Below are 26,587 nucleotides of genomic sequence, written 5' to 3' on the forward strand. Positions count from 1 at the left end.
GACGGCCGCTCGACCATAACAATTTCCGCCAACCATCCGATTTGTCATCGACTATCCGACACGCCCGCATGTGCGCCCGACACCGTGGTGAACGGAACCCGCGGGGCCCTAGACTGCCGCGCCATGACCCCGCCCTCACGGCGTTCCCGGCGGCACGCGAGTGTCGCCGGCCCGGACACGCCCTCCGACGAGCAGATATTCGTCGACGCGAGCGGACGCCGTAAGCGCTGGATGCGGCGCGGCGCCTTGGGGCTCTGCATACCTTGCGCCGCATACCTGGGCCTCCTGGCGACCGGCGTGGTCTCCTCCTCGCCGCTCGGCACGCCGCCCTGGGTGGCCAACAACGACAACGGCGGGGACCACGACGGCGACAAAAAACCGTCCGACGACGCCTCCGCGGGCGCCGAATCCGGAAAGCCCGGCTCCGGAACCCCCGGCACGCCGACGCGCGGCGGGAAAACGGCACCGGCCACGGCGCGCGCGACGGCCGCACCCAACCCACCGGCCCCCCAGGGCTCGGCGACGAACCCGGCCGCGCCCGCACCTGTGCCCGGTACCACCGCCGCCCCCACGGTCGCGACGACCAAGCCCGGCAACGCGCCCACAGAGCCGCCCGGGCAGTCTCACCGGCCGACCGCGGCACCGACGAACGCGCAGACCAACAAGGGCGGGCGCTAGTGGCGGGTCAGCGCCGCAAAGACCGTCCGGCCGCGGCTCGTTCGACCGCACCCGCCGCCCCGCGCCGTGCCGCGGCCGGGGGCCGGCCACGGGAGGCCCGCGCGCACTGGGTCGTCCTCGTCTTCACCCTCCTGGTCGCCGCCGCCGCTCTGCTGCTGGACGGCTATGCGCGGCACACGGTCGGCGACGCCGGCACCGTGTCGGCGTCGGCCGACCCCGCGTCCTGCACCCCGGCACCGCCCGAGATCCGCGACGGCGGCCCGGTGATCCGGAACGCCCCGGGCGACACGCAGTCCGCCGCGATGCCCGCCAAGACGGTCGCGCTCACGTTCGACGACGGGCCCGATCCGACGTGGACGCCGCGGATCCTCGACGTGCTGGCCCGGCACGGCGCGAAGGCGACGTTCTTCATGATCGGCGCCGAGGCGGCCGAGCACCCCGACCTGGTGCGGCGGGTCCACGACGCCGGCCACGAAATCGGCTCGCACACGTACACCCACGCCGACGTCGGCGCGCTGCCCGCCTGGCGCACCGACCTCGAACTCTCGCTCACCCGCAACGCGATCGCCGGGGCGGCCGGCGTACAGGTGCGCCTGATGCGCCCGCCCTACTCGTCGTCGCCGTCGGCGTTCTGCGGTGCCACCTGGGACGCGGTGCGCCGCATCGGCGCGGACGGCTACCTCGTGGTGGCCGCCGACCTGGACTCGAAGGACTGGGCGCGGCCCGGCGTCGACTCGATCGTGGGCGCGTCGACCCCGCACGGCGGCCGCGGCGCGGTCGTGATGTTCCACGACGGCGGCGGCGACCGCGCGCAGACCGTGGACGGGCTGGACCGGCTGCTCACCACACTGCAGAAGGACGGCTACCGCTTCACCACGGTCTCCGACGGGCTCGGCCTGCCCCGGGAGGAACAGGCCGGGACCGCGGCGGTGTGGCGCGGCCGCGCGCTGATCTGGGCGCAGCGCGGGGCGCACTGGTTCGTGGTCGCGATGACCTGGATCCTCACCGCGGCCGGTGTGATCACGGTGCTGCGGCTGGTGGTGATGCTGATCGCCGCGCGCGTGCATGTGCGCCGGGTGCGCCGTACGCGCCGACGCGGGGAGCGGCCGCCGGCCGTGTGGGACCCGGTGTCGGTGATCGTCCCGGCGTACAACGAGGCGGCCGGGATCGAGGCGACGCTGCGCTCGCTCGTGGCGTCGACGCACCCGAACGTCGAGATCATCGTGGTCGACGACGGCTCGACCGACGAGACCGCGGACATCGCCGAATCGTTGGGGCTGCCCGGCGTCACGGTGATCCGACAGCAGAACGGCGGCAAGGCGTCGGCGCTGAACACCGGCATCGCGTGGTCGACGCACGAGCTGATCGTGATGATCGACGGCGACACGGTGTTCGAGCCGGACGCCGTGCACCGGCTCGTCCAGCCGTTCGCCGACCCGGCCGTGGGTGCCGTCAGCGGTAACACGAAGGTCGGCAACCGGCGTGGTGTACTCGGGCGTTGGCAACACCTCGAGTACGTGATCGGGTTCAACCTCGACCGGCGGATGTTCGACGTGCTCAAGTGCATGCCGACGGTACCCGGTGCCATCGGCGCGTTCCGCCGCGAGGCGCTGGCCGGTGTGGGCGGCGTCAGCGAGGACACGCTCGCCGAGGACACCGACCTGACCATGGCGCTGTGCCGGTCGGGTTGGCGCGTGGTGTACGAGGAGACGGCGCTGGCCTGGACGGAGGCGCCCGAGTCGCTGCGGCAGCTGTGGCGGCAGCGCTACCGGTGGTGCTACGGCACGCTCCAGGCGATGTGGAAGCACCGGCGCGCGGTCGTCGAGCGGGGTGCCGCGGGGCACTTGGGACGGCGCGGGTTGCCGTACCTGTTCCTGTTCCAGGTGATGATGCCGCTGCTGGCCCCCGTGGTCGACGTGTTCGCGCTGTACGGCCTGGTCTTCCTCGGGCTGGGCCAGACGCTGGCGATCTGGTCGGCGTTCCTCGTCGCCCAGTTGCTGACCGCGTTGTACGCGCTGCACCTGGACCACGAGAAGCCGGGACCGTTGTGGACCCTGCCGCTCCAGCAGTTCGTGTACCGGCAGCTGATGTACCTGGTGGTCATCCAGTCGGTGGTGACGGCGGTGCTGGGCAACCGGGTGCGCTGGCAGCGCATGAAGCGCACGGGTACGGCGGGGGAGCAGCTCGCCCGCTCGGGCGGCGCGGCCGTCTGAACGGCGTCACCGCGGAACCCCGGCAGTTTGTATGACCTTTCCGGCGGGCGAATAGCCCGTGTGGCGTACCGGGTAATGCCCTCTCGTCCGGGTGTGGATCACCGGGATCGCAGAGGGGGTTTCGTTCCGTGGCACAGCCGTTCGAACTGCCGGATTTCTATCTGCCGTATCCGGCGCGCCTGAATCCGCGTCTCGAGGAGGCCCGCGCGCACACCAAGGCGTGGGCCCGGGAGATGGGGATGCTCGAAGGGTCCGGGATCTGGACGGAAGAGGACCTCGACGCGCACGACTACGCGCTGCTGTGCGCGTACACCCACCCCGACACCTCGGGGCCGAAGCTCTCGCTCGTCACCGACTGGTACGTGTGGGTCTTCTTCTTCGACGACCACTTCCTCGAGGTGTTCAAGCGCAGCCAGGACCGGGAGGGCGGCAAGGCGTACCTGGACCGGCTGCCGCTGTTCATGCCGCTCGACCTGGACGCCGAGCTCCCGGAGCCGACGAATCCCGTCGAGGCGGGGCTCGCGGACCTCTGGGCGCGCACCTGCCCGGAAATGTCACGGGAATGGCGGGCGCGCTTCGCGGAGCACACCGCGAACCTGCTCAACGAATCCCTGTGGGAACTCTCGAACATCAATGCGCGTCGCATTCCGAATCCCGTCGAGTACATCGAGATGCGCCGCAAGGTCGGCGGCGCTCCGTGGTCGGCGAACCTGGTCGAATTCGCGGCCGGCGCCGAAGTCCCGTCCGTCATCGCCGAATCGCGTCCGTTACGTGTTCTGCGCGAGGCGTTCTCGGACGGCGTCCACCTGCGCAACGATCTCTTCTCCTATGAACGGGAGGTCGGCGACGAGGGCGAACTCAGCAACGGCGTCCTGGTGTTGGAGACGTTCTTCGAATGCGGCACGCAGGAGGCCGCGAACGCCGTCAACGACGTGCTGACCTCGCGCCTCCAGCAGTTCGAGGACACCGTGTTCACCGAGCTGGCACCGCTGTTCGCCGAGCACGGCATCGACGGCAGGCAGGCCGCCGAGGTGCTCGCGTACGTCAAGGGCCTGCAGGACTGGCAGTCCGGCGGCCACGAGTGGCACATGCGGTCGAGCCGCTACATGAACGAACACGCGAACCTCGCGGGCAACGTCTTCGGCGCCGCCCCCACCGGGTTCGGCATGTCCGCGGCGAACGTCATGGCGTCGCTCGCCCGCCTCGGTCGGCGCGGCCACACCCGTCGCCCCGTCGGGCCTTCGCTGCTCCCCGAGTTCGCCATGCCGTTCGAGGTCTCCATCAACCCGCACCTCGACTCCGCACGCCGCGGTTCCATCGCGTGGGCCCGGGATGTGGGCCTGCTCGATCCGCAGCCCGGCGACCCCGGTTCGCACGTGTGGGACGAAGCCAAGCTCGCCGGCTTCGACTTCGCCCTGTGCGCGGCCGGGCTCGACCCCGACGCGACGGAGGCGGAACTGCTCACGTCGACGCTGTGGCTGACCTGGGGCACGTACGCCGACGACTACTTCCCGGCCCGCTTCGGCGCGGTCGGCGACGTCGTCGGCGCGAAGCTCATGGTCGATCGACTGCTGCGTCAGATGCCCGTGGACGGCACGCCCGCCCCGCCCGCGACGCCGGCGATCGAGCGCGGCCTGGCCGACGTATGGGAGCGCACCACCAAGGAGTTCGACGAGACACAGCGCCGCGCGCTGCGCGACGCCAACAAGGTCATGCTCGAGTCGTGGGTCTGGGAGGTCGCGAACCTCGCGCAGCAGCGCGTGCCGGACCCGGTCGACTACATCGAGATGCGGCGCGCCACGTTCGGGTCCGACCTGACGACGAGTCTGTGCCGGCTCGGCCACCCGGGCATTCCGGAGGCGGTGTTCCGCAGCGGGCCCATGCGGTCCTTGGAGAACGCCGCGGCGGACTACGGGTGCCTGGTCAACGACCTGTTCTCGTACCAGAAGGAGGTGGAGTTCGAAGGCGAGATGCACAACGCGGTGCTGGTCGTCGAGCGGTTCTTCGGCTGCGACTACCCGACCGCGATGCGCGTCGTCGCCGACCTGATGAACTCGCGCATGAGCCAGTTCCGGCACGTCGCCGAGCACGAACTACCCATGCTGTGCGACGACTTGCAACTCGACGCGGGCACCCGCAAGCAAGTGGAGGCGTACACGCACGAGCTGGAGGACTGGATGGCCGGCCTCCTCCACTGGCACCGCGCGGCCGCCCGCTACTCCGAGGACGACCTGCGCCGGAACTTCGGTGCGGCTCCGGGCCGCCCGCCGCGGGGCGCGACCTCGGTGCCGTCCCCCTCGGTGATCGCCGGGCCTCCCGCCCGGTTGGGCACCTCCGCGATGAATGTGGGGGCGCTTATGGGGCAGTGACGGGGCGGCGGCCGTCGGGGAAGTACGCCAGGCCGCCCGGGGAGTCGCTGGGGGTGGTGCGGAACGGAGTGGGGAAGCTCCGACCGCACCGCCCCTCCGGCATCACCCCTTCAACGCCGCGCGCAGCGCGTCGCCCTCCGTCTCCAGGTGCCGCAGGAACTCGCGGACCGCCGGGGTCGCGGGCCGGTCGGCGAGCAGCGTCGTGCCGACGGTCCTGCGCACCGACTCCAGCGCGACCGGCAGGGCCGCGAGCCGGTCGTCGCCGGTGACGACCAGTTCGGGCAGGGCGGCGATCATGTCGGTCGCCGTCAGCAGTGCGCGCACCGTCAGGATCGACGTGCACTCCACCCGGTCCGTCGGCAGCGGCAGGCCGTGCCGGTCGAAGACGCCCTCCAACTCACCGCGCAGCGTGGTCTGTTCAAGCGGCAGGATCCACGGGTGGGCGAGCGTGTCGGCGAGTGCCAGTTCGCCGCGGGCGGCGTGCAGCGGGTGCTCGCGGCGGGCCATCAGCCGGATCGGCTCGTGGTACAGCGTGTGCTGCCGTACCCGCCCCGGCTCCGGCGGCGGGCTGAGGCGCCCCACGACCAGGTCCACCTCGCCCGCCAGCAGCTGCTGGTAGAGGACGTCGTACGTGGCCTCCCGCACCACCACGGTGACCTGCGGCCGCTCCCGCTTGAGCGCCGCGACCGCGCGCGGCAGCAGGACGCTGGTGCCGGCCAGGAGCGTGCCGACCGTGACCGTGCCGGTCTGGCCTTCGCGCAGCCCCGCGAGGTGCTCGCCGGCGCGGCGGACCTCGGCGAGGATCAGCCGCGCGTGGTCGACCAAGGCCGTGCCGTACACCGTCGCCGTCATGCCGCGCGGGCCGCGCTCGAACAGCCGCGCGCCGACCAGCTCCTCCAGCTCGCGCAGGCTGCGGGTCGCGGCGGGCTGGGTCAGGTGCAGGGCCTCGGCGGCGCGCACGACGCTGCCGTGGTCCGCGATCGCGGTGGCCAGCGTGAGGTGCCGGAACTTGAGGCGGCCGTCCAGCAGGTCGAGCGAGGTCATGTCGGCCACGTTATACCGATGTGGATATACGAGCCAGCAGAATCAGCATTGGTTCGGCATGGCTCGGCGGCTCCATGATGCGTGCTGTAAGCAATCGCGCCACGGTTCCGGCCCCCAGCGGTTCGGCCCGGATCCGCCTGTTCCGAGGGAGAGCGTTCCCGTGCCCCTGCCGCCGCCCCGCACCGCGCCGCAGCCGACCCGATGGGAGCACTACGTCGGCGGCCGGTTCGACGCCACGAGCGAAGGCGACCCGTTCGAGCTCGTCGACCCGGTCACCGGGCGCGCGTTCGGCCGCGTCCCCCAGGCCGGCGCGGCCACCGTGGACCGTGCGGTGTCCGCCGCGCGTGCCGCGCTGACCGGGCCCTGGGGCGCGATGGACACCGCCGAGCGGTGCCGCGTCCTGCGCCGGGTCGCGGACGGCATCGAGGCGCGCTTCGAGGAGTTCGCCGCCGCCGAGATCGCCGACACCGGCAAGCCGTACGCGCTCGCCTCCACCGTCGACATCCCGCGCGGCATCGCCAACTTCCGCAGCTACGCCGACCTCGCCCTCGGCCGCGCCGAGGAGGCGTACCGCACCACCACCCCCGACGGCCTCGGCGCGCTGAACTACACCGTGCGCCGCCCGCTCGGGGTCGTCGCGGTCGTGTCCCCCTGGAACCTGCCGCTGCTGCTCCTGACGTGGAAGGTCGCCCCGGCGCTCGCGGCCGGCAACACCGTCGTCGCCAAACCGTCCGAGCTGACGCCGTCGACGGCCACCCTGCTCGCCGAGGTGATGGACGAAGCGGGCGTGCCCGCAGGCGTGTTCAACCTCGTGCACGGCCTCGGTACGGGCAGCGCGGGCGAGTTCCTCACCGCGCACGAGGGCGTCGACGCGATCGCCTTCACCGGCGAGACGCGCACCGGCACCGCGATCATGCGCGCCGCCGCCCGCAACCTCACCCCGGTCTCCTTCGAACTCGGCGGCAAGAACGCCGGGTTGGTCTTCGCCGACGCCGACCTGGACAAGGCCGTCGAGGGCACCGTCGCGTCCGCCTTCACCAACGGCGGCCAGGTGTGCCTGTGCACCGAGCGGGTGTACGTGCAGCGCGAGATCTTCGACGAGTTCGCCGCCGCGCTGGCGGCCCGCGCCGCGGACCTGGTGCTCGGCCGGCCGTACGACGACGCGACCCGGCTCGGGCCGCTGGTCTCCGCCGAGCACCGCGCCAAGGTGCTCGGCTACTACGGGCGGGCCGCCGCCGACGGCGCGGTCCTCGCGGGCGGCGGCGTACCGGAGTTCGGCGACGACCGGGACGGCGGGTTCTACGTCGAGCCGACCGTGCTGGCCGGCCTGCCGGAGTCCCACCCGGTGGTCCGCGAGGAGATCTTCGGACCGGTCTGCCACCTCGCGCCGTTCGACACCGAGGACGAGGCGGTCCGGCTGGCCAACGACAGCCCGTACGGCCTCGCCGCGACCGTCTGGACCTCCGACGTCTCCCGCGCCCACCGTGTCGCGCCGCGCCTGGAGGTCGGCATCGCCTGGGTCAACTGCTGGAACCTGCGCGACCTGCGCACCCCTTTCGGCGGCGTCAAGTCCTCCGGAATCGGCCGCGAAGGCGGCGTCCACTCCCTCGAGTTCTTCTCCGAACCGACGAATGTGTGTGTGAAGTTGTGACCGACGAACGCGCGAAAGCGCTGAAGGAAGCCGCCGATCAGCTGGACTGGGCGCGGCGGAACGGGACGCCGTGTCCGCCGGTGCGGGACGTGCTGCCGCGCGGGGACGTGGCCGCGGCGTACCAGGTGCAGCAGCTCCAGACCGAACGACGGATGACCGCGGGGCACCGGGTCGTCGGCCGCAAGATCGGGCTGACGTCGGCCGCCGTGCAGGCCCAGCTCGGCGTGGACAGCCCCGACTTCGGGGTGCTGTTCGACGACATGGCGGTGCCGGACGGCGCGGAGATCCCGGTCGGAGCGGTGCTCCAGCCGCGGGCCGAGGCGGAGGTCGCGCTGGTCCTCGAGCACGACCTGGCGCACGAGCGGCACACGGTCGCGGACGTGATCCGCGCGGTCGCGTTCGTGCTGCCCGCGATCGAGGTGGTCGGCAGCCGGATCCGCGACTGGGACATCACCATCGTCGACACCGTCGCCGACAACGCCTCGTCGGGCCTGTACGTGCTCGGCGGCCGCCCGACCCTGCTGCGGGACATCGACCTGCGCGAGGCCGGGATGGTCATGGAACGCCGCGGCGAACAGGTCTCGGTCGGCGCGGGGGCGGCATGCCTGGGGCATCCGCTCAACGCCGCGCTCTGGCTGGCCGACGCACTCGTCAAGCTCGGGGATCCGCTCCGGGCCGGGGACACGGTACTGACCGGAGCCCTGGGCCCGATGGTCGCGGCCGCACCGGGCGATGTCATGGAGGCGCGGATCCAGGGGCTCGGCAGCGTCCGTGCCGCGTTCGCGAAGAACGGAGCCAACGAATGACCGGACGTGTGGACGGCTGGTCGGCGGCCCTCGACGACGCCGCGACCGGGCGCAAGCCGCTCTCCGGGCCGACCGAGCTCGCGGACGTGTCGCTGGCCGACGCCTACGCGGTGCAGCGCGCGCTCGTGCGCCGCAGGCTCGACCGCGGCGACCGGATCGCCGGGTTCAAGCTCGGCTTCACCTCGGTCGCCAAGATGCGGCAGATGGGCGTGCACGACCTGATCAGCGGCTGGCTCACCGAGGGCATGCGGGTCGCGGACGGCGGCACGGTCGACGTCGGCGCGCTGCTGCACCCGCGGATCGAGCCCGAGGTCGCGTTCCTGCTCGACAAACCGCTGGGCGCGGGAGCGGATAACACCGAACCGCTCGCCGCCGTCGCCGCGGTCGCGCCCGCGCTCGAGATCATCGACTCGCGGTATACAGGCTTCTCGTTCACGCTTCCCGAGGTCGTCGCGGACAACGCGTCCTCCGCCGGCTTCGCGGTGGGCGCCTGGCAACCGGTCCGCGACGTCGACAACCTCGGCGTCCTGCTGGAGGTCGACGGCCGGCTCGCGCAGGCCGGCTCGACCGCCGCGATCCTCGGGCACCCGGTGCGGTCGCTCACCGCCGCGGCCCGGCTCGCGGCGGCGGCCGGGACGACCCTGCAGCCCGGATGGGTCGTGCTCGCCGGTGCCGCGACCGCCGCCGTGCCGCTGTCCCCCGGCGCGCACGTGCGGGCCACGGTCACCGGCCTCGGCGCCGTCGAGGTCACCGCGTCCGTGCCGCGGGAGGCGTCGTGACCGACGCGCTCGTCGTGCCCGGCATGGCCGTGCCCCGCGGCCGCTTCCCGCACTTCCGCCGCGCGGGCGACCTGGTCTTCGTCTCCGGCACCAGCTCGCGCCGCCCCGACGGCACGTTCGCCGGCGCCTCCGCGGACCCGATGGGCGTCACCGACCTCGACATCCGCGCCCAGACCCGCGCGGTGATCGAGAACATCGGCGCCGTCCTCGCCGCCGCGGGCGGGTCGCTCACCGACCTCGTCAACGTCACGACGTACCTGGTCAGCATGAACGACTTCGGCGGCTACAACGAGGTCTACGCCGAGTTCTTCGACGAGACCGGCCCGGCCCGCACGACCGTGGCCGTGCACCAGCTCCCCCATCCGCACCTCTTGATCGAGATCAGCGCGACCGCGTACCTTCCGGAAATTCCGGGCGGATCACCCCGTTCGATCTCCGCACCGGCCCGCTGACCGATCGTCACCAGACACCGAGAGACACCGAGGAGCGCCCATGTCCGGCGCAAGGCCGCGCGCCCCGTTCAACCTCAACGCCTGGATCGACGCGAACCGGCACCTGCTCAAGCCCCCGGTCGGCAACGTGCAGGTGTGGCAGGACGCCGATCTCATGGTGACCCTGGTCGGCGGCCCCAACCGGCGCACCGACTTCCACGACGACCCGATCGAGGAGTTCTTCTACCAGCTGCGCGGCGACATGGTGCTGCGCGTGCACGAGGAGGACGGCGAGCCGCCGCGCGACATCCCCATCCGCGAGGGCGACGTGTTCCTCGCCCCGGCCCACCTGCGGCACTCGCCGCAGCGCCCGGAGCCGGGCAGCATCGGCCTGGTCGTCGAGTTCGCCCGTCCGGAGGGCGTGCGCGACGCGTTCGAGTGGTACTGCACGGCGTGCCACCGGCTGGTGCACCGCAGCGAGGTGCAGCTCCAGTCGATCGTCGACGACCTGCCGCCGCTCTTCGCCGCCTTCTACGGCGACGACGCCGCGCGCACCTGCCCGCACTGCGGCGCCCTGCACCCGGGCCGCGACTGGCCCGAGGAGCTGCGGCCGCAGACCGCCCGGACCGCCGCGGAAGCCGGCGGGCCCGGAACACCCGACGACCCCACGAACCGTCAGGAAGCCCCCGCACCATGACCGTCATCGACGTGCACGCGCACGTCTTCCCCCGGATCTCCCGCGCCGACGCGCGCGTGCTGCGCGACCAGGACGGCCCGTGGCTGCGCGACCACGGCGACGGCACCGGCATGATGATGGCCGGCGACACCGAGTACCGCCCGGTCACGCAGGCCCTGTGGGACCCCGCCGTCCGCGTCGCGGAGATGGACGCCGTGGGCGTCGACGTCCAGGTGGTGTCCAGCACCCCGCTGATGTTCGGGTACGACGCCGACGTGGCGCGCGCCGCCGAGTGGTGCGACCTCGTCAACCAGCGGATGCTCGAGCACTGCGCCGCCGCCCCCGACCGCCTCGTGCCGCTGTGCCAGGTGCCGCTGCAGGACACCGAGGCCGCCTGCGAGGCGGTCAGCAAGGCGGTGCGCGCCGGGCACAAGGGCGTCCACCTCGGCAACCACGTCGGCCCGCGCGACCTGGACCACGGCGCGGTCGTGGAGTTCCTGGCGCATTGCGCGCACGAGGGCGCCGCGGTGCTGGTCCACCCGTGGGACATGGCCGCCGACAGCCGCACCGACCAGTACATGCTGGCGTGGCTGGTCGGGATGACCGCCGAGACCCACCTGTCGATCCTGCGGCTGGCGTTGTCCGGCGCGTTCGAACGGCTGCCGCGCGACCTGAAGCTGGTGTTCGCGCACGGCGGCGGCGCGTTCCCGTACCTGCTGGGCCGCGCCGACAACGCGTGGCACCGGCGGGACATCGTGCGCAAGGACAGCGCGCTGCCGCCGTCCGGCTACCTGGACCGGTTCCACGTCGACTCGGCGGTGTTCGACGAGCGTTCGCTGCGGCTGCTCGTCGAGGTGATGGGCGCCGACCGGGTGCTGCTCGGCACCGACTACCCGTTCCCGCTCGGCGAGGCGGAGCCGGGCGCGCTGATCCGGTCCAGCGCGCTGTCCGCGACCGACCAGGCCCTGCTGCTCGGCGCCAACGCCGTACGGCTGTTCGGCCTCGAACACCTGGCCGGCACCCGCACGCTCCCCTCGGAGGTCTCCCGATGACCCGTACCAAGGTCGCGATCATCGGCTCGGGCAACATCGGCACCGACCTGATGATCAAGGTGATCCGCGGCGCGGAACACCTCGAGATGGCCGCGATGATCGGCATCGACCCGGACTCGGACGGCCTCGCCCGAGCCCGCCGCCTCAAGGTCGCCACCAGCGCCGACGGCGTCGAAGGCCTCGTGAAGCTCGACGAGTTCGCCGACATCGGCATCGTCTTCGACGCCACCTCCGCGAAGGCCCACCGGCACCACCACGACACGCTCACCGCGCACGGCAAGCGGCTCGTCGACCTGACGCCCGCCGCGATCGGCCCGTACGTCGTGCCGCCGGTCAACCTCGGCGCGCACCTGGACGCGGCCAACGTCAACATGGTCACCTGCGGCGGCCAGGCCACCGTGCCGGTCGTCGCCGCGGTGAGCGCGGTCGCGCCGGTCGCGTACGCGGAGATCGTCGCGTCCATCTCGTCGAGGTCCGCGGGCCCCGGCACACGCGCCAACATCGACGAGTTCACCGAGACCACCGCGCGCGCCCTGGAGGAACTGGGCGGCGCGCGCCGCGGCAAGGCGATCATCGTCCTCAACCCGGCCGAACCGCCGCTGATCATGCGCGACACCGTGCACTGCCTGGTGCCCGAGGCCGACGCGGACGCGGTCCGGGAGTCCGTGCACGGGATGGTCGAGCGGGTCCGGGCGTACGTGCCGGGCTACCGGCTCAAACAGGAGGTCCAGTTCCTGCCGGTCGCCGCGTCCGACCGTGCCGCGCGCATGGCCGGGCTGGCCGAAGGCGGCTGGCAGGTCAGCGTGTTCCTGGAGGTGGAGGGCGCCGCGCACTACCTGCCTGCGTACGCCGGGAACCTCGACATCATGACGGCGGCGGCGCTGCGCACCGCCGAGCACCTGGCCGCCGGGAGGGCCGCCGCATGACCACCGACTCCACAGGCATATCCCCGACTCCGCACGTCTACGTGCAGGACGTGACACTGCGGGACGGCATGCACGCCATCCGGCACAGCTACACCCTCGACCAGGTCCGTGCGATCGCCGCCGCACTCGACGCGGCCGGCGTGGACGCCGTCGAGGTCGCGCACGGCGACGGCCTGTCCGGCGGCTCCCTCACCTACGGGCCGGGCGAACACACCGACTGGGAGTGGCTCGAGGCCGCCGCGTCCGTGCTCACCCGCGCGAAGCTGACGTCGCTGCTGCTGCCCGGAATCGGCACCGCCGACGACCTGCGTCGCGCCCGCGACCTGGGCGTCGCGTCGATCCGCATCGCGACGCACTGCACCGAGGCCGACATCTCCGCCCAGCACATCGGCCTGGCCCGCGAGCTCGGCATGGACGTGTCCGGCTTCCTGATGATGTCGCACATGGCCGAGCCGAAGCTCCTCGCGGCGCAGGCCAGGCTCATGGAGTCGTACGGCGCGCACTGCGTCTACGTCGTCGACTCCGGCGGCCGCCTGACCATGGACGGCGTACGCGACCGCGTGCGCGCGTACCGCGACGTGCTCGACCCGGCGACCGAGATCGGCATCCACGCGCACCACAACCTCGCGCTCGGCGTCGCGAACAGCGTCGTCGCGGTGGAGAACGGCGTGCGGCGCGTGGACGCGTCGCTCGCCGGGCAGGGCGCCGGCGCCGGCAACGCGCCGCTCGAGCCGTTCGTCGCCGTCATGGACCTGCTCGGCTGGGAGCACGGCTGCTCGCTGTTCCCGCTGATGGACGCCGCCGAGGACCTCGTGCGGCCGACCCAGGACCGCCCGGTGCGGGTCGACCGCGAGACCCTCACGCTCGGCTACGCGGGCGTGTACTCGAGCTTCCTGCGGCACGCCGAGGTCGCGTCGGCCCGCTACGGCGTCGACACGCGCGACATCCTCGTCGAGGTCGGCGCGCGCCGCATGGTCGGCGGCCAGGAGGACCTGCTGCCGGACGTCGCGCTCGACCTGGTCGCGCGCGCCGAGGCGGCCCGGAAGGAGCAGCCGTGACCGACCCCGACACGCGTGTCGCCGGCGCGCTGAAGCGCCTGGCCGACCGGGCTGCGCTGCTCGACGCCGCGGACGAACTGGCCCACCTGCGCGACCGCTTCCTGCTCCCCGACGGCGTCGTCTACCTGGACGGCAACTCGCTCGGCGCGTTGCCCGCCGCCGTGCCGCCCGCCGTCGAGGACGCCGTGCGCCGCCAGTGGGGCACCGACCTGATCCGCTCGTGGAACGACAACGCGTGGTGGGACGCCCCGACCCGGATCGGCGACGCGATCGGCCGGCTCGTCGGCGCCGCGCCCGGCCAGGTCGTGTGCGGCGATTCCACCAGCGTGCAGCTCTACAACGCGCTGACCGCCGCCGCCCGGCTGCGCCCCGACCGCACGCTGCTGCTGACCGACCCGGACCACTTCCCCACCGACCAGTACATCGCCGACGCCGTCGCGCGCGTCCTCGGGCTGACCGTGCGCCGCGTACCGGTCGCCGAGCTCCCGGACGTGCTGGCGGCCGAGGGCCACCGGGTCGCGGTCGCGGCGTACGGCCCGGTCGACTACCGCACCGGCGAGCTGTACGACACCGCCGCCCTCACCGCCGCCGTCCACGGCGCGGGCGCGGTCGTGCTGTGGGACCTGTGCCACGCCGCGGGCGCACTTCCCGTCGAACTCGACGCGATAGAAGCGGACTTCGCGGTCGGCTGCGGCTACAAGTACCTGTCCGGCGGCCCCGGCGCGCCCGCGTTCGTCTACGTCGCCGCCCGCCACCAGGACGCGTTCGACCACGCGATCACCGGATGGCACGGCCACGCCGCGCCGTTCGCGATGGAGGGCACCTACACCCCGGCGTCCGGCATCACCCGGGCCCGGATCGGCACGCCGCCGCTGCTGTCGATGCTCGCCCTGGAGGCGGCGTTGACCGCGTTCGACGGCGTCGAACTGCCGGAGCTGCGCGCCAAGTCGCTGTCCCTGACCGGGTTCTTCCTGGACTGCGCCGACATCCTCCTGGACGGCCTGGGCTTCACCGTGGCGACCCCACGCGAGCCCGAACGCCGGGGCAGCCAGGTCTCGTTGCGGCACGAGCACGCCTACCCGATGGTGCAGGCGCTGACCGCGCACGGCTTCATCGGCGACATGCGGGCGCCGGACATCCTCCGGTTCGGCTTCAACGCGCTGTACGTCACGCACCGCGACGTGTACGGCGTCGTCGCCGAGCTGCTGCGCGTCACAGCCGGCGGCGAGTACGCCGACGACAGGTACGCGGCCCGCGCGACCGTGACCTGAGCAACCCCCATCCCCTGCACCGGCCCTCCGCACATCCCCCGAGGAAGGACCGTTATATGCGCACGCCCAGATCCCTCCCCCGTCCACCGCTCGGCCGCAGATCCGGGGCGTTCGTCGCCGCCGCCGTGGCGACCGCGACGACCGCCGCCCTGCTCGCGCCGTCCGGCGGCGGCACCCCGCGCACGGCGCCCGTCGCCGCCGCGCCCGACGGCACCGACCCGAACATCCCGTTCGTCTGCGAGAACCGCCGCCCTGAGCCGGTCGACCCCGGCAGCTACGGCATGCAGCTCGACGGCAGCTTCCTCAGCCCGGCCGCGACCCCGGTCGACGAGGAGAACCCGCACGCGTTCCCGGGCCGCATGGACGACTACGACGGCCGGTCCTACAGCAAGAACGTCAAGGTGGAGGCGTCCTACGAGGGCGAGGCCTTCACCCCGGACTTCTTCCACACGTGGCAGAACATCGTCGACTTCAACGGCCGCCGGTACATGTTCCAGTACGACCGCTCCGAAGGGCGCGTCTACGACATCACCGACGTCAAGCACGTCACCGTCGTCGAGCGGATGAGCCGCAACGACGTCGACGGCGACGAGTCGAAGGCCAACGGCTCGTGGAACGCCTACGACTACTGGGGCGGCACCACGATCCAGTGGAACGCCGCGCTCAACGCGTACGTGATGGTGATGTCGTTCGAGGACAAGCGGCAGATCCACGAGCTCGAACCCGAGCCCGGCAAGGACAAGTTCGACAACCAGGCGGGCGTCGCCGCGGTGCGCGCCAAACTCGGCCTGAAGGGCTTCAAGGTCTTCAAGCTCAACGGCCCCACCAAGAAGGACTGGCAGCTCCTCGCGACGGTCTCCACCGACTCGACGCAGCAGGACCCGCTGCACAGCGACCTCACCAAGCCGCAGCAGGGGTCCGGTTCACTCGACGTCCCGATGTGGGACGGCGGCAAGTACATGTTCATCGCCGTCGCCCCCAACGACACCTACTCCAACACCGAGTACCCGACCAACCTGCACTCGGCCGGCTACCAGTCGTGGGACATGTCCGACCCGGCGCACCCCAAGCTGCTCGACACCTGGCACCTCCCCGGCCAGGTCAAGGGCGAGGACGCCGCGTACGCGAAGAACCCGCGCTGCGGCAACCGCACGAGCTGGATGGGCGCGCGCATGCCGCTGTTCGTCCCCAAGCCCGTCGAGCAGGGCGGACGGTACGCGTTCGCCGTGCAGGGCGGCTTCGGCATGACCGTCCTCGACATCTCCGACCCCGCGCACATGAAGCAGGTCTCGCACCTCGACCTGCCGCCGTCGGTCGCGGGCACCGAGGGCGACAACATCGACGTGTCGCAGTACGAGAAGACCGGCATGGTCTACGTGTCCGGCTACCCGCTGACCGAGGACTGCTACGAGCCCTACAAGCCGGTCTTCCAGGTCGACGTGCGCGACCCGGCGGCGCCGCGCATCGTCGGGCAGCTGCCCAGGCCGACGCCGCCGAAGTCGTCCGGCATGACGGACTACTGCCAGCGGCGCGGCAGCTTCGGCCCCAAGCGCACCGGCTACTACACCAACCCGGGCAAGCACGACAACGGGACGCTGGTGTACGGCTTCTACAACGCCGGCGCGCAGATCTTCGACGTCAAGAACCCCGCGAAGCCGGAGATCGAGGCGTACTTCGTGCCCAAGGCGTACGGCACGACGACGAAGGACTGGCCGACCGAGGACGGCACGTTCCCCGACTGGGCCAAGGGCAACCAGACGCACGGCGTGTACGTGGAGTGGGACCGCAACATCGTGTGGGTCCTGACCAACCACGGCATCTACGCGCTGTCGTCGCGCGACGTGCTCGGCAAGCCGAACCTCGGCGCACCCGAACAGCCGTTCCGCAACAGCCAGTTCTGACTCGTTCCGGCTTGTCACGCGTCACAACCCGCGGTGCGGATTTCTGCCGTACCGGCCAGTTAACCGGGACATTCCCAGCCTGCATGATGTGCGGCAGCGCATTCCGCTCTCCGCCATCAGTAGGGGGAAACATGAAGTCCTCGTACCGGCAAGGGTTCTGGCGCACGGTGATCAGTCGGCGGCTCGGGGTCGGCCGGGGCGTGCTCGCAGCCGTGGCGCTCGCGGGGTTGGCCGTGGGGGCGGGGGCCGGACAGGCCTCCGCCGCCGTGGAACGCGAGGTGTACGTCGCGCTCGGGGACTCGATGGCGTCGGGGCCGCTGATCCCCGACGTCACCGGGCCGCTGGCGTGCGCACGGTCCACGCACAACTACGCGCACGAACTGGCCGCCTCGCTCGGCGTCGACGAACTGCGCGACGTCACGTGCAGCGGCGCCGACACCGGCGACATGACGTCGCCGCAGCACCTGTCGCTGCTCGGCGTCGACATGGGGTACGCGGCGCCGCAGTTCGACGCGTTGTCCGCCGACACGACGCTGGTGACCCTCACCATCGGCGGCAACGACGCGGGCCTGGTCGGGGTCGCCCAGGACTGCGTCAACCTCAACCCGTTCGCGGCCACCTGCAAGAGCCGCTACACCGCGGGCGGCGTCGACCAGGTCGCGCAGCGCGTCGACGCGGTCGGGCCCCGGCTCGCGACGGTGCTCGACACGATCCACGCCAAGGCCCCCGCGGCGCGGGTCGTCGTCACCGGGTACGGCCTGTACGTCAAGCCCGGCGGCTGCTGGCCGGTCCAGCCCGTGCTGCCGACCGACGCCGACTACCTGCAGGCCAACGTCGACCGGCTGAACACCGTCATCGCCACGCAGGCCGCCGCGCACGGCGCGCAGTACGTCGACGTGCGCGGCCCGAGCGCCGGGCACGACATCTGCCGGTCCTCGTCGGCCCGCTGGATCGAGGGCTTCGTACCGACCAACCTGGCCGCGCCGCTGCACCCGAACCAGCGCGGCGAGGCGAACTACGCGGCGGTCCTGCGGGCCGCCCTGTAGGGCGTCTTGAAACTCCGGGGACTGTCCAGACAACGCGGAAACCGGCGGTTTTCTCCGGGATGTCCGGCCCCTCCCCCGCCCCAGCGCCCCGCCGGTGACACAATCGGCGGTCTGAACGACCACCCACGAGGTCGACCGTAGGCGCGATGCGGGGAGGGGCCGGGCGTGCTCGAACGCCACGAGATCGAAGCGTTTCTGGCCGTCGCCGAAGAGCTGCACTTCGCGCGCGCGGCCGACCGGCTGCTGGTGTCCCGGGCCCGGGTCAGCCAGACCATCCAGAAGATCGAGCGCTACGTCGGCGCTCCGCTGTTCGAGCGGACCAGCCGCAAGGTGCTGCTCACTCCCCTCGGCGCGCGGTTGTACGAGGACCTGCGGCCGCTCTACGACGGCATCGGCGACGCGATCGAGCGGGCCCGGGCGACCGCGCGCGGTGTCGGCGGCGTGCTGCGCGTCGGCATCATGGGCGCCGTCGGGCACCTGCTGATCGACGTCCTCGACGGGTTCGCCAAGCGGCACCCCGACTGCGAGGTGCAGATCCGCGAGGTCCACTTCAGCGACCCGTTCGGCGGGCTGCGGTCGGGCGAGATCGACCTGTCGGTGCTGTGGATGCCGGTGCGCGAGCCCGACCTGACCGTCGGGCCGGTCGTCCACCGCGAGGGCAACGTGCTGTGCGTCTCCGCCCGGCACCGGTACGCCGGCCGCGAGTCGGTGTCGCTGGAGGACCTGGCGGACGAGCTGGTCGTCTCGGTGGACGCGAGCGCGCCGGTGCCCGCCTATTGGCAGCAGGGGCACGCTCCGGCGTTCACGAAGAGCGGCGCGCCCATCCGCCGCGGGCCGAGCGCCGCCACGTTCCAGGAACTGCTGACGATGGTCGCGACCGAGCAGTGCATATCGTTCGCGTCCGAGCACGTCGTCGAGTTCTACCGGCGCCCGAGCCTCGCCTACGTCCCGATCAGGGACGCCGACCCGATCCTGTGGGGCCTGGTCTGGCGCACGTCGGGCGAGCTGCACCGGGTGCGCGCGTTCGCCGAGGTCGCCGCGGAGATCGCCGTCGCGAAGGGAATCCCGCAGGTCACCGATCCGGCTGCCGGATGAACCGGCCCGGGCTGGTCCCGAGCACCCGGCGGAAGTGCCGGTTGAGGTGCGACTGGTCGTAGAAGCCGGCGGCCACCGCCGCCTCGGACGGGCGCTGCCCCGCAAGCAGGAGGCGGCGCGCGACGTCGACGCGGCGGCCGGTCAGGTACTGGTGCGGCGGCAGTCCGTACTCGCGGTGGAACGCGCGCACCAGGTACGCCGGGTTCGCGCCCAGCACGGCCGCGGCCTCGTCGAGCGTGACGCCGTCCGCGACGCGCGCGTCCAGCAGCTCGCGCAGCCGGCCGGCGAGCCGCCGGTCCCGCGGCGCCTCCGGCGGCCCGACCCGGTCGGTGAGGTGCTGGGTGAGCCGCTCGCGGATCAGCGTGAGGCGGCTCTGCGCCTCCAGTTCCTCATGGCGCTGCCCGAGCACGCCGTGCAGCTGGTGCAGCCGGCGGCGCAGCGCGGGATCCCGCACGCTCGGCCGATCCACGGCGGCGCCGATCAGCTCGGTGCCCAGCTGGTCCTCGTCCAGGTACAGCACGCGCTTGCGGAACCCGGTCTCGTGCACGGCCCGGCCGGTGTGCGGGACGTGCGGCGGCAGCAGCGCGACGGTGTCGGTCGGCGCGCCGTGCTCGCGCTGGTCGAGCCCGTAGCGGACCATGCCGTCGTCGACGAGCAGGACCGTCCAGGTGTCGTGCGTGTGCGCGGGGTAGGCGTGCTCGATGAACCGGGCGTACAGCACCTCGGCGACACCGGGCACTTCAGGGCGCCACGCCGCGACGGTCTCCTTCGCCGCCGCGTCGCCGGTAACGCCGCCTCGTGCCATGGACAAGAACGTACAAGACCGGCCCGGGAGGCGTCGGCGAGGCTTCCGGCATGAACTCCCTGACGACGCCCGACGCCCCGCCGACCGCCGCCCCGTCCGACGTGGTGTCCCCGGACCTCGCGCCGGTCCGGTTCGACACCAAGATCTCGGTGCTGCTGCGCGACGACCTGGCGGTATGGCAGCGCCTGAACGTGTGCTCGTTCCTGGTCAGCGGCGTCACCGCGGCCAATCCGGAGTTGATCGGCGAGCCTTACGCGGACGCCGACGGCACCGCGTACCTGGCGATGTTCCGGCAGCCGGTGCTGGTGTTCGAGGGCGCGGCGGAGACGCTGACCACCGCCCACCAGCGGGCGCTCGACCGGGGGCTGGCGGTCGCGGTGTTCACCGCGGACCTGTTCGCGACCGGCAACGACCGCGACAACCGCGCCGCCGTGCGGGCGGTGCGGCGCGACGCGCTCGACCTTGTCGGGATCGCGGTGCACGGCCCGCGCAACGCCGTCGACAAGGTCATGAAGGGCGCGCGGATGCATCCGTGAGCCGGCCCGACCGCCGCCGGGCGGTGATCGCGTCGGCCTCGGCAAGGATGTCCGCGACGGTCGCCGTGCCCGGCGGGCGGCCCTCCACGGCGTGCCGGACTGCGATGCGGTGCACCGCCTCGTTGACCGGGGTCGGCACGCCGTGCAGCCGACCGAGCCGCACGACCTCGCCGTTGATGTAGTCGGTCTCGATCGAGCCGGCACCGCGCAGCAGGCTCTGGAACGCCGAGCCGCCGGGGCGGGGCACGCCGCCGACCGGCAGGTCGACGACCCGTTCGCGGCGCGGCGGATCGGCCGGGTCGTCGAGCGGGACGATCCCGGCGGCCTCGTACACCGCGTGGCCCTCCGCGAGGGCGAGCCGCTGCACGGCGTTGCGGCGGCCTTCGGGACCGCACAGGGCCTCGACGGCGGTGGACAGGTTCAGCAGCAGCTTGGCGTACTTCCAGCGCATGATCTCGGGACGCACCTCGGCGCCGAACGTCGCGCCGCGCAGCGCCTCGGCGATCGCGTGGGCCGTGGGGTCGGCGGCGTCGGGGTCGTGCGGGTAGCGGCCGAGGTCGAGGGTTCCGGCGTACGGCGCGGAGTGCGCCTGGACGACGCCGGGTTCGACGTGCAGCGCGGGCAGCACGACGCGCATGCCGTAGACGTTCGCGAAGTGCCGCAGCGCGAGGTCCTCGTTGGCGACGCCGTTCTGGGCGCACACCAGCGGGGTGTCGGCGGACGCGGCGAGCGCGAGGTCGCGCAGCGCGGCCGGGGTGTCCTGGGTCTTGACCGCGAGCAGGACGACGTCGCCGTCCCGGAAGGCGAGTTCGCGCGGGTGGGCGACGACGGGCACGGGCAGGGTGTCGTCCCGGTCCGGCGCGACCACGCGCAGCCCGCGCTCGGCTATCGCGGCACCGTGCGCGCCCCTGGCTATGAGCACCACCTCGTGCCCGGCCTGGAACAACCGCCCGCCGACGACCCCGCCGACCGCGCCCGCCCCGTGTACGACGAACCGCATGGACACCCGCCTTCCCCGCCGGACCCGTGCGGGATCGCCGCGGGACCCGTCAACCACCTGGACGCCCCCGATCCTGTCGCCCACCGGGCGGTGGTGTCCATGCGGGTGCGAGTCATCGGCTGGGGACGAGCCGAGCGGTCAGCGGCCGGTCCACTCCGGGGGGCGCTTTTCCAAGAAGGCGGTCAGGCCTTCCGTCGCGTCGGCGGAGGCGACGACCGTGCGGAAGCCGTCCTCGGTGGCCTGCCAGCCGAGTTCGTCGTCGGCGCTGATGGCGCGTTCGACCGCCTGGAGCGTCTGGGACACGGCCGTCGGGGAGTTGCGGCAGATCGCCTCGGCCGTCGCGAGCGCGCCGGCGAGCGCCTCGCCCGGCTCGGTCAGGCGGTTGACGACGCCGAGCTGGTAAAGGCGTGCGGCGTCGGTGGGTTCGCCGGTCAGCAGCAGTTCGCGGGCGACGTTGACGGGGAGGGTTCGGGGCGCGCGGAAGATCGCGCCGCAGTTGGCGAGCAGGCCGCGGCGCACCTCGGGCAGGCCGAACGCGGCGGTGCGGGAGGCGACGACGAGGTCGCAGGCCAGGACGATCTCGAATCCCCCGCCCAACGCGAGGCCTTCGACGGCGGCGATCAGGGGCTTGGTGCGGGGGCGGCGGATGACGCCGTACTGGCCGCCGCGCTCGGTTTTCGGCGCGTAGCCGGCCGCGAGGTCGGTGCCGGCCGAGAAGACCGTCGTCGTGCCGGTGATGACGCCGGCCCACAGGTCGGGGTCGGACTCGAGGAGGTCGAGCCCGGCCTCGATGCCGTCGCTGATGTCCTGGTCGACGGCGTTGCGCTTGTGCTCGCGGCGCAGCGCGATCACCAGGACGCGCCCGTGCCGTTCGTGGACGACGGTTTCCGCCGCTTCCGCCATGCCTGCCTCCGCTGCACCCGGTTTTGCTTGACCAGGTCAACCTAGAGTCACGCGGCGGCGGACACCACCGCAGGCACCGCGGCCTTCGCGACCGCCTCGACCTGGGCCTCGCCCGCCTCCTCGCTCCGCTGGCCGTCCGAGAGCACCACGACCAGGAGTTCGTGGCCCTGGAAGGAGATCCGGCCGATGCTGTTGATCACCCAGAGGCCGGTCTCGTCGCGCGGCAGCCAGCCGTTCTTCAGCACGGTGTCCCCGCCGTCCGCGGCCGCCGAGACGCCCCACGCCTGGTCGGCGTCGACGGAGCCCATCAGGTCCTGGAGGTACGCGCGGGAGGAGGCGTTCAGCGGCGAGTCCTCCGCGATGACGTCGTGCAGCAGGGCGAGTTGGTCGCCGACCGTGGTCGAGGTCAGGCCCCACAGGCCGTCGGCGCCGGGGACGGTGGAGGTCAGGCCGAGGGCGGCGTTCGCGGTGGCGAGGGCGTGCGCGCCGCCGATCTCGTCCCAGAGCGTGTCGGCGGCGTCGTTGTCGCTCTCCTCGACCATGGCCTCGGCGGTCTGGCGCTCGGAAGCGCTCAGCGTGCGGCGGTCCTGCTGGGCCTGGAGGAGGAGGGTCGCGAGGATGTCGACCTTGACGATGCTGGCGGTCGCGTACGAGCGGTCGCCGCCGCTGGTCGCGGACACCCCGGTGGCGATGTCCAGCACGCCGACCGAGACATTGCCCGCGGTCTGCGGCAGCGCGGCGGCGAGACGCTCGTCGAGGGACGGAACGACACGGGACTGCACCGACGAGTCGCTGGTGACGGCTGCGGAGGGGGCGGTCTCCGCCGCGGGTGCGGTGCTGGTGTCGGCCGCGGGAGTGGTGGCGGTGTCGACCCCCGGAGTGGTGGCGGTGTCGGCCGGGGTCGGCGCCGCCGACGAGGCGGGCGCCGTGGGCACGGTGGCGCCGACCGGTGCGGCGCTGTCCTGAGCGGTGCCCGTGTCGGGGGTGGCGGTCGGATCCGCCTCCTCGGCGACCTGGCCGTACGGGCTGCGGATCAGCACCGCCAAAGCGGCGATGACGGCGAGCAGCGAGAACAGGATGACCGTCGAAGGGTGCGCCCGGCGCGGGGGAATCCGGCTCATGGACTCCACCGTGGCAAGCCCACCTGGTAGGGCTCTGAGGGCAACCTGAACGTTGCCTGAGAAGGTGGGGCCGCGGGGGCGGGCGAGGGCACCCGTCGCGGGCCCGGCTCGGGCCTGTCCAGGGGACGCCGTCGACCGGAACCCGCCCGTCGCGCCGGGCCCAGTCGGCCCTTCCGCGTGCCGTGCGTCGTCGGGTGCCGCGGACACGCTCCACGGCGCTGGGCGCTCGCCCGTCGCTAGGTGTGGTCGCCCGCGCGAGGCGGGTCATAGGCGGTTGTCGACCGGCTCCGGATCGCGGGCCGATCACCGGTCCAGCGACCGCCGTTCCGCTGATCCGCCGTTCCGCCGATCCGCTGATCCGCTGATCCGCTGTTCAGTGCGACCTGACGCCGTGGTCGTGTGCTCCGCCGCGCGGCAGCACCCTGGGCGTGGCCGGGCCGGGGAGCGGGGACGCCTGGGTCGCGGCGGCCGGCGCAGCCGGGCGCGGGGCCGTGCCGTAGCCCTCGATGACGGCGTGCCAGTTGGTCTCGGGCGTGGACGGCAGGTTCGAGCCGGCCGCCCATACCGTGACGCCGCCCGGCTGGGCGTCCGGCACGGCGGCGACCGCGAACAGTGACGCGCCGACGCCGCCCGGCTCGGGCGCGGCCGGGAGTTCCCGCCAGCCCGCCCCGTCCCAGCGCAGCGTCAGGGCCGGGGTCTCGCCGGTCGCGCGGCCGCCGACCGCCCAGACCGTGCCGGTGGCCGGGTCTGCGGAGACCGCGTGGAGTGCGGCGTCGATGGCCGGGGCCTGCACCTGCGTCCACGCCGCGCCGTCCCAGTGGTACACGAGCGGCCGCGACTCCCCCGACTCCGTGCTGACGCTGCCGACCGCCCACGCGTCGTCGGGGCCGAGCGCGGTGACTCCCTCCAGGCTGTACGCGTGCTGCGCGTCGAACGGCACCGTCACCAGGCGCCACGCGGTGCCGTCCCAGTGCTCGACCAGCGGCCGCCCGACGCCGTCCTTGTCGTACGCGACGCCGACCGCCCACACGCCGCCGGCCCGGTCCGCGGCGGCCGACAGGAGGATGGCGTCGCCGCCGGTGTCGGGCGTACGCGCCGAGCGCCAGCGGAGCCCGTCCCAGTGGTACGCGAGCGGCGCGGGCGCGACGAGCCGGTCGGTGGCGGTCGCGCCGACCGCCCACACGTCGTCGGACCCGAGCGCGGCGGCGGCGAACGGGTAGGCGGAGCGGTCCTCGGGCTCGTACGGCATCGGCGTCTCGCGCCACGTCCACCCGTCGAAGTGCACCGCGAGCGCACGGTCGTTGTGCGCGGCCATGTCGTTCCAGTGCCCGATCGCCCACACGTCGCGCGCGCCGAGCGGCAGCACGGTCTCGAAGTGGCCGCTGAGGCCGTGGCCCGGAACGTTGACGGCCTGCCAGGCGATGCCGTCGAAGTGCTGGACGAGGGGGCGTGCCGTGTCCAGCGAGCCCTGGTAGCCGACCGCCCACGCGTCGCGTGGCCCGAGTGCGGCCACCGCGCGTAACTCCTGCTGGTCGCGCGCGGAACCGAGCGGCCACACGTGCCACCCGGGCTCGTCCGTACGAGGGTCCGCCGCCCCGCCCGCCGCGGCCTGACCGGCAGGGCCGGTGAAGGCCAGGGTCATGACCGCCGTGGCGGCCGCCAAGGCCGCCCTTCCGCGCGTGCGCACAGCGCCGCTCCTCCCGTCGGATGTCGGAGCGGTTGACGCTACAAGATCATCACGGGTTGATAACGCCCACGGATGCCCAAGCGCCGGAGACCACCCGGAAGTCCACCCGTACGGCCCAACGTGGGGTTCGGGGACGTCTCGCCGACGCGTCGCGCCGTCGTCGCACGAGGCCGCCAGGCCGCGTTCTGCCTAGCGGGCCCGACACGGCACGGTGACGATTCGCGCACGAACCGGCCCACCGTCTGGTCGGTCTGCCCCCGAGACGACCAGCATCGGGGACGCACACGTTCCGAACGGGGGGCGGCGTCATGCCGAATTCGTCGACGTTCTCACCGGGATGGCCACACGAGCCCGATCCGGGGCAGCCGTCTGATCCCGCCGCACCCGGCCGCCTGCGCCGCTGGAGCCTCGCAGCCTCCGCCGGGCTGGCGGCCTTCGCGTTGGTCAACGTCATGGCCTGCGTCGTCTACCTCCGCTGGCGCACCGAACTCGCCTCGCGCGTCGACGATCCCGACGAGCGAGCGGCGCTGCATGCGACCCACAAGATCGTTCCGCACGGCAACGAGGCCACGACGACGATGGTCAAGGTGATCGCGCTGGTAGCGCTCGTGACGGTCGTCCTGCTCATCCGATGGGCCGTGCTGGCGCTCCGCAATCGCGATGCCCGTTACGGTCGGTCGCGCGGGTTCGCCGGCGCGTACAGCCCTGATCGGTGGACTCCCGGGGCGCGGCGTACAGCGATCGGACCGGCGTGGGTGCTGTGGCTCACCGCCCTGGTGTTCCTCTACACCTCGTTTCTGCGGGTGACCGGCCCGCTCGGCGAGTCGCCCGGGCTGCCGGGCGACGAGCAGGTGGACGTGGAAGTCGACTTCGTCCACCGCAGCATCGCCCTGGCCCTGGTCCAGGCCGCCTGTGCGTTGGCGGTCCTGTTCGTCGTCGTCCGGACGACGCGCCGGAACGAACGGGGCGTCGGGTCTCAGTCCGCGCTGTCACGGGGGATCTGACGCAATGCCCCGGATCGCCGGGATGGGCCTCGCCTGTTGCGGCGTGGACACCGCAGGCCATGTGCCGTCCCGGACCTGTCTGCCGGCGGCGGCCACCTCCCCCTCCCGATTGTGGATTGTCCGCGCGGCCGGTCGCCTGTCAAGGCGCGGTGGATCATGTACGGACCGGTGGCCTGTGCCGTGTTCGGGGAGGCGCCTTGACAGCCGCCCGGCCGCGCTAAAGACCTCGGCAACTATCGGGAGGGGGAGGCGGTGTGGAGGCGCATCGGGTGCTTTCGCGTTGCCGGGTTGCGGTCCCAGCGTGGTGGGCGCCGGGGCGGCCCGGGCTTTCCAAGATCATGAGAGGTTGGCGGGGATATGTTTGCGCGCCCCGCTCAGGTAAATGGTGTGGGGGGGCCCGGCCTTACAACGTTCAGGCCCGGGCGCCGCAACTCGGTGGCCCCCCACCTCTCATGATCATGATGTGGGAGGGCGGCGGGCACCGATTCCGCACTCCCAGCGAGCATAAAGGCCCTGAATCCGGCATATTGGCTGG

The 26,587-nt window shown here is 72.8% G+C and carries 23 protein-coding genes; 17 read left to right on the forward strand and 6 right to left on the reverse strand.

Translation table 11 applies throughout. The features are described 5' to 3' along the window. The first annotated feature begins 123 nt into the window (after positions 1 to 123). The 3 genes from QI554_RS39925 to QI554_RS39935 all read left to right on the forward strand — a co-directional run bounded on the left by QI554_RS39925 (position 124) and on the right by QI554_RS39935 (position 5,260). A complete protein-coding gene (locus tag QI554_RS39925; RefSeq protein ID WP_281477651.1) occupies positions 124 to 678 on the forward strand; it encodes a hypothetical protein in 555 nt (184 codons plus the stop codon). Further along, positions 678 to 2,891: a bifunctional polysaccharide deacetylase/glycosyltransferase family 2 protein gene (locus QI554_RS39930; protein WP_281477653.1), complete on the forward strand. Its 2,214-nt coding sequence runs from the start codon at positions 678 to 680 to the stop codon at positions 2,889 to 2,891. The genes QI554_RS39925 and QI554_RS39930 overlap by 1 nt, the downstream gene beginning before the upstream one ends. A 128-nt stretch (positions 2,892 to 3,019) precedes the next feature. Continuing rightward, on the forward strand, positions 3,020 to 5,260 hold the full coding sequence (locus QI554_RS39935; protein ID WP_281477654.1) for a terpene synthase family protein: 2,241 nt from the start codon (positions 3,020 to 3,022) through the stop codon (positions 5,258 to 5,260). 102 nt (positions 5,261 to 5,362) lie between these two features. Here the strand turns inward: QI554_RS39935 and QI554_RS39940 are convergent, their stop codons facing one another. After that, entirely contained in the window at positions 5,363 to 6,304 is a 942-nt protein-coding gene (locus tag QI554_RS39940; RefSeq protein ID WP_281477656.1) for a LysR substrate-binding domain-containing protein, read from the reverse strand. Between the two features lie 160 nt (positions 6,305 to 6,464). Between QI554_RS39940 and QI554_RS39945 the strand changes: the two genes are divergently transcribed. The 12 genes from QI554_RS39945 (at position 6,465) to QI554_RS40000 (ending at position 18,996) form a co-directional block, all read left to right on the forward strand. Continuing rightward, positions 6,465 to 7,955, forward strand: coding sequence for a 2-hydroxymuconic semialdehyde dehydrogenase (locus QI554_RS39945; protein WP_281477658.1), 1,491 nt, complete (start codon positions 6,465 to 6,467; stop codon positions 7,953 to 7,955). After that, entirely contained in the window at positions 7,952 to 8,761 is an 810-nt protein-coding gene (locus QI554_RS39950) for a 2-keto-4-pentenoate hydratase (protein ID WP_281477660.1), read from the forward strand. The genes QI554_RS39945 and QI554_RS39950 overlap by 4 nt, the downstream gene beginning before the upstream one ends. Then, positions 8,758 to 9,540 carry a 2-keto-4-pentenoate hydratase gene (locus QI554_RS39955; RefSeq protein WP_281477661.1) on the forward strand — a complete coding sequence of 261 codons (783 nt, stop codon included), beginning with the start codon at positions 8,758 to 8,760 and terminating at the stop codon, positions 9,538 to 9,540. The genes QI554_RS39950 and QI554_RS39955 overlap by 4 nt, the downstream gene beginning before the upstream one ends. 23 nt (positions 9,541 to 9,563) lie before the next feature. Continuing rightward, complete coding sequence (locus QI554_RS39960; protein ID WP_281477701.1) at positions 9,564 to 9,992, forward strand: RidA family protein; 429 nt, start codon at positions 9,564 to 9,566, stop codon at positions 9,990 to 9,992. Positions 9,993 to 10,032: 40 nt separating this feature from the next. After that, positions 10,033 to 10,668 carry a 3-hydroxyanthranilate 3,4-dioxygenase gene (locus tag QI554_RS39965; protein ID WP_281477662.1) on the forward strand — a complete coding sequence of 212 codons (636 nt, stop codon included), beginning with the start codon at positions 10,033 to 10,035 and terminating at the stop codon, positions 10,666 to 10,668. Continuing rightward, positions 10,665 to 11,699, forward strand: coding sequence for an amidohydrolase family protein (locus QI554_RS39970; protein WP_281477663.1), 1,035 nt, complete (start codon positions 10,665 to 10,667; stop codon positions 11,697 to 11,699). Before QI554_RS39965 ends, QI554_RS39970 begins: the two co-directional genes overlap by 4 nt. Further along, positions 11,696 to 12,625, forward strand: coding sequence for an acetaldehyde dehydrogenase (acetylating) (locus tag QI554_RS39975; protein WP_281477664.1), 930 nt, complete (start codon positions 11,696 to 11,698; stop codon positions 12,623 to 12,625). Before QI554_RS39970 ends, QI554_RS39975 begins: the two co-directional genes overlap by 4 nt. Then, entirely contained in the window at positions 12,622 to 13,683 is a 1,062-nt protein-coding gene (dmpG, locus tag QI554_RS39980; protein ID WP_281477665.1) for a 4-hydroxy-2-oxovalerate aldolase, read from the forward strand. The genes QI554_RS39975 and dmpG overlap by 4 nt, the downstream gene beginning before the upstream one ends. Further along, positions 13,680 to 14,954 carry a kynureninase gene (gene kynU / locus QI554_RS39985; protein ID WP_281477667.1) on the forward strand — a complete coding sequence of 425 codons (1,275 nt, stop codon included), beginning with the start codon at positions 13,680 to 13,682 and terminating at the stop codon, positions 14,952 to 14,954. The genes dmpG and kynU overlap by 4 nt, the downstream gene beginning before the upstream one ends. Positions 14,955 to 15,010: 56 nt before the next feature. Beyond that, positions 15,011 to 16,855, forward strand: coding sequence for an LVIVD repeat-containing protein (locus QI554_RS39990; protein WP_281477669.1), 1,845 nt, complete (start codon positions 15,011 to 15,013; stop codon positions 16,853 to 16,855). A 131-nt stretch (positions 16,856 to 16,986) separates the two neighbouring features. After that, entirely contained in the window at positions 16,987 to 17,901 is a 915-nt protein-coding gene (locus QI554_RS39995; protein WP_281477671.1) for an SGNH/GDSL hydrolase family protein, read from the forward strand. 165 nt (positions 17,902 to 18,066) lie between these two features. Beyond that, positions 18,067 to 18,996: a LysR family transcriptional regulator gene (locus tag QI554_RS40000; protein ID WP_281477672.1), complete on the forward strand. Its 930-nt coding sequence runs from the start codon at positions 18,067 to 18,069 to the stop codon at positions 18,994 to 18,996. On the opposite strand, the gene QI554_RS40005 is transcribed toward QI554_RS40000, so the two are convergent. After that, complete coding sequence (locus QI554_RS40005) at positions 18,974 to 19,801, reverse strand: helix-turn-helix domain-containing protein (RefSeq protein WP_281477674.1); 828 nt, start codon at positions 19,799 to 19,801, stop codon at positions 18,974 to 18,976. The two genes, QI554_RS40000 and QI554_RS40005, sit on opposite strands and share 23 nt — an antisense overlap. A 50-nt stretch (positions 19,802 to 19,851) precedes the next feature. Between QI554_RS40005 and QI554_RS40010 the strand changes: the two genes are divergently transcribed. Then, positions 19,852 to 20,337 (forward strand): DUF2000 family protein, encoded by a 486-nt coding sequence (locus QI554_RS40010; protein WP_281477675.1) that lies wholly within the window; start codon positions 19,852 to 19,854, stop codon positions 20,335 to 20,337. Here the strand turns inward: QI554_RS40010 and QI554_RS40015 are convergent. The 4 genes from QI554_RS40015 to QI554_RS40030 form a co-directional block, all read right to left on the reverse strand. Continuing rightward, positions 20,309 to 21,337, reverse strand: coding sequence for a ketopantoate reductase family protein (locus QI554_RS40015; protein WP_281477676.1), 1,029 nt, complete (start codon positions 21,335 to 21,337; stop codon positions 20,309 to 20,311). The two genes, QI554_RS40010 and QI554_RS40015, sit on opposite strands and share 29 nt — an antisense overlap. A 138-nt stretch (positions 21,338 to 21,475) precedes the next feature. After that, positions 21,476 to 22,240, reverse strand: coding sequence for an enoyl-CoA hydratase-related protein (locus tag QI554_RS40020; protein WP_281477678.1), 765 nt, complete (start codon positions 22,238 to 22,240; stop codon positions 21,476 to 21,478). 47 nt (positions 22,241 to 22,287) lie between these two features. Next, the gene (locus QI554_RS40025) at positions 22,288 to 23,361 is read right to left on the reverse strand and encodes a serine hydrolase (RefSeq protein ID WP_281477680.1); all 1,074 of its coding nucleotides are present in this window, start codon (positions 23,359 to 23,361) and stop codon (positions 22,288 to 22,290) included. 373 nt (positions 23,362 to 23,734) lie between these two features. After that, on the reverse strand, positions 23,735 to 25,048 hold the full coding sequence (locus tag QI554_RS40030) for a hypothetical protein (protein WP_281477681.1): 1,314 nt from the start codon (positions 25,046 to 25,048) through the stop codon (positions 23,735 to 23,737). Between the two features lie 308 nt (positions 25,049 to 25,356). On the opposite strand from QI554_RS40030, the gene QI554_RS40035 reads away from it, so the two are divergent. Then, complete coding sequence (locus QI554_RS40035) at positions 25,357 to 26,052, forward strand: hypothetical protein (RefSeq protein ID WP_281477683.1); 696 nt, start codon at positions 25,357 to 25,359, stop codon at positions 26,050 to 26,052. The last annotated feature ends 535 nt before the right edge of the window (positions 26,053 to 26,587 follow it).

Source organism: Yinghuangia seranimata, assembly GCF_029953285.1.
GTDB lineage: Bacteria > Actinomycetota > Actinomycetes > Streptomycetales > Streptomycetaceae > Yinghuangia > Yinghuangia seranimata.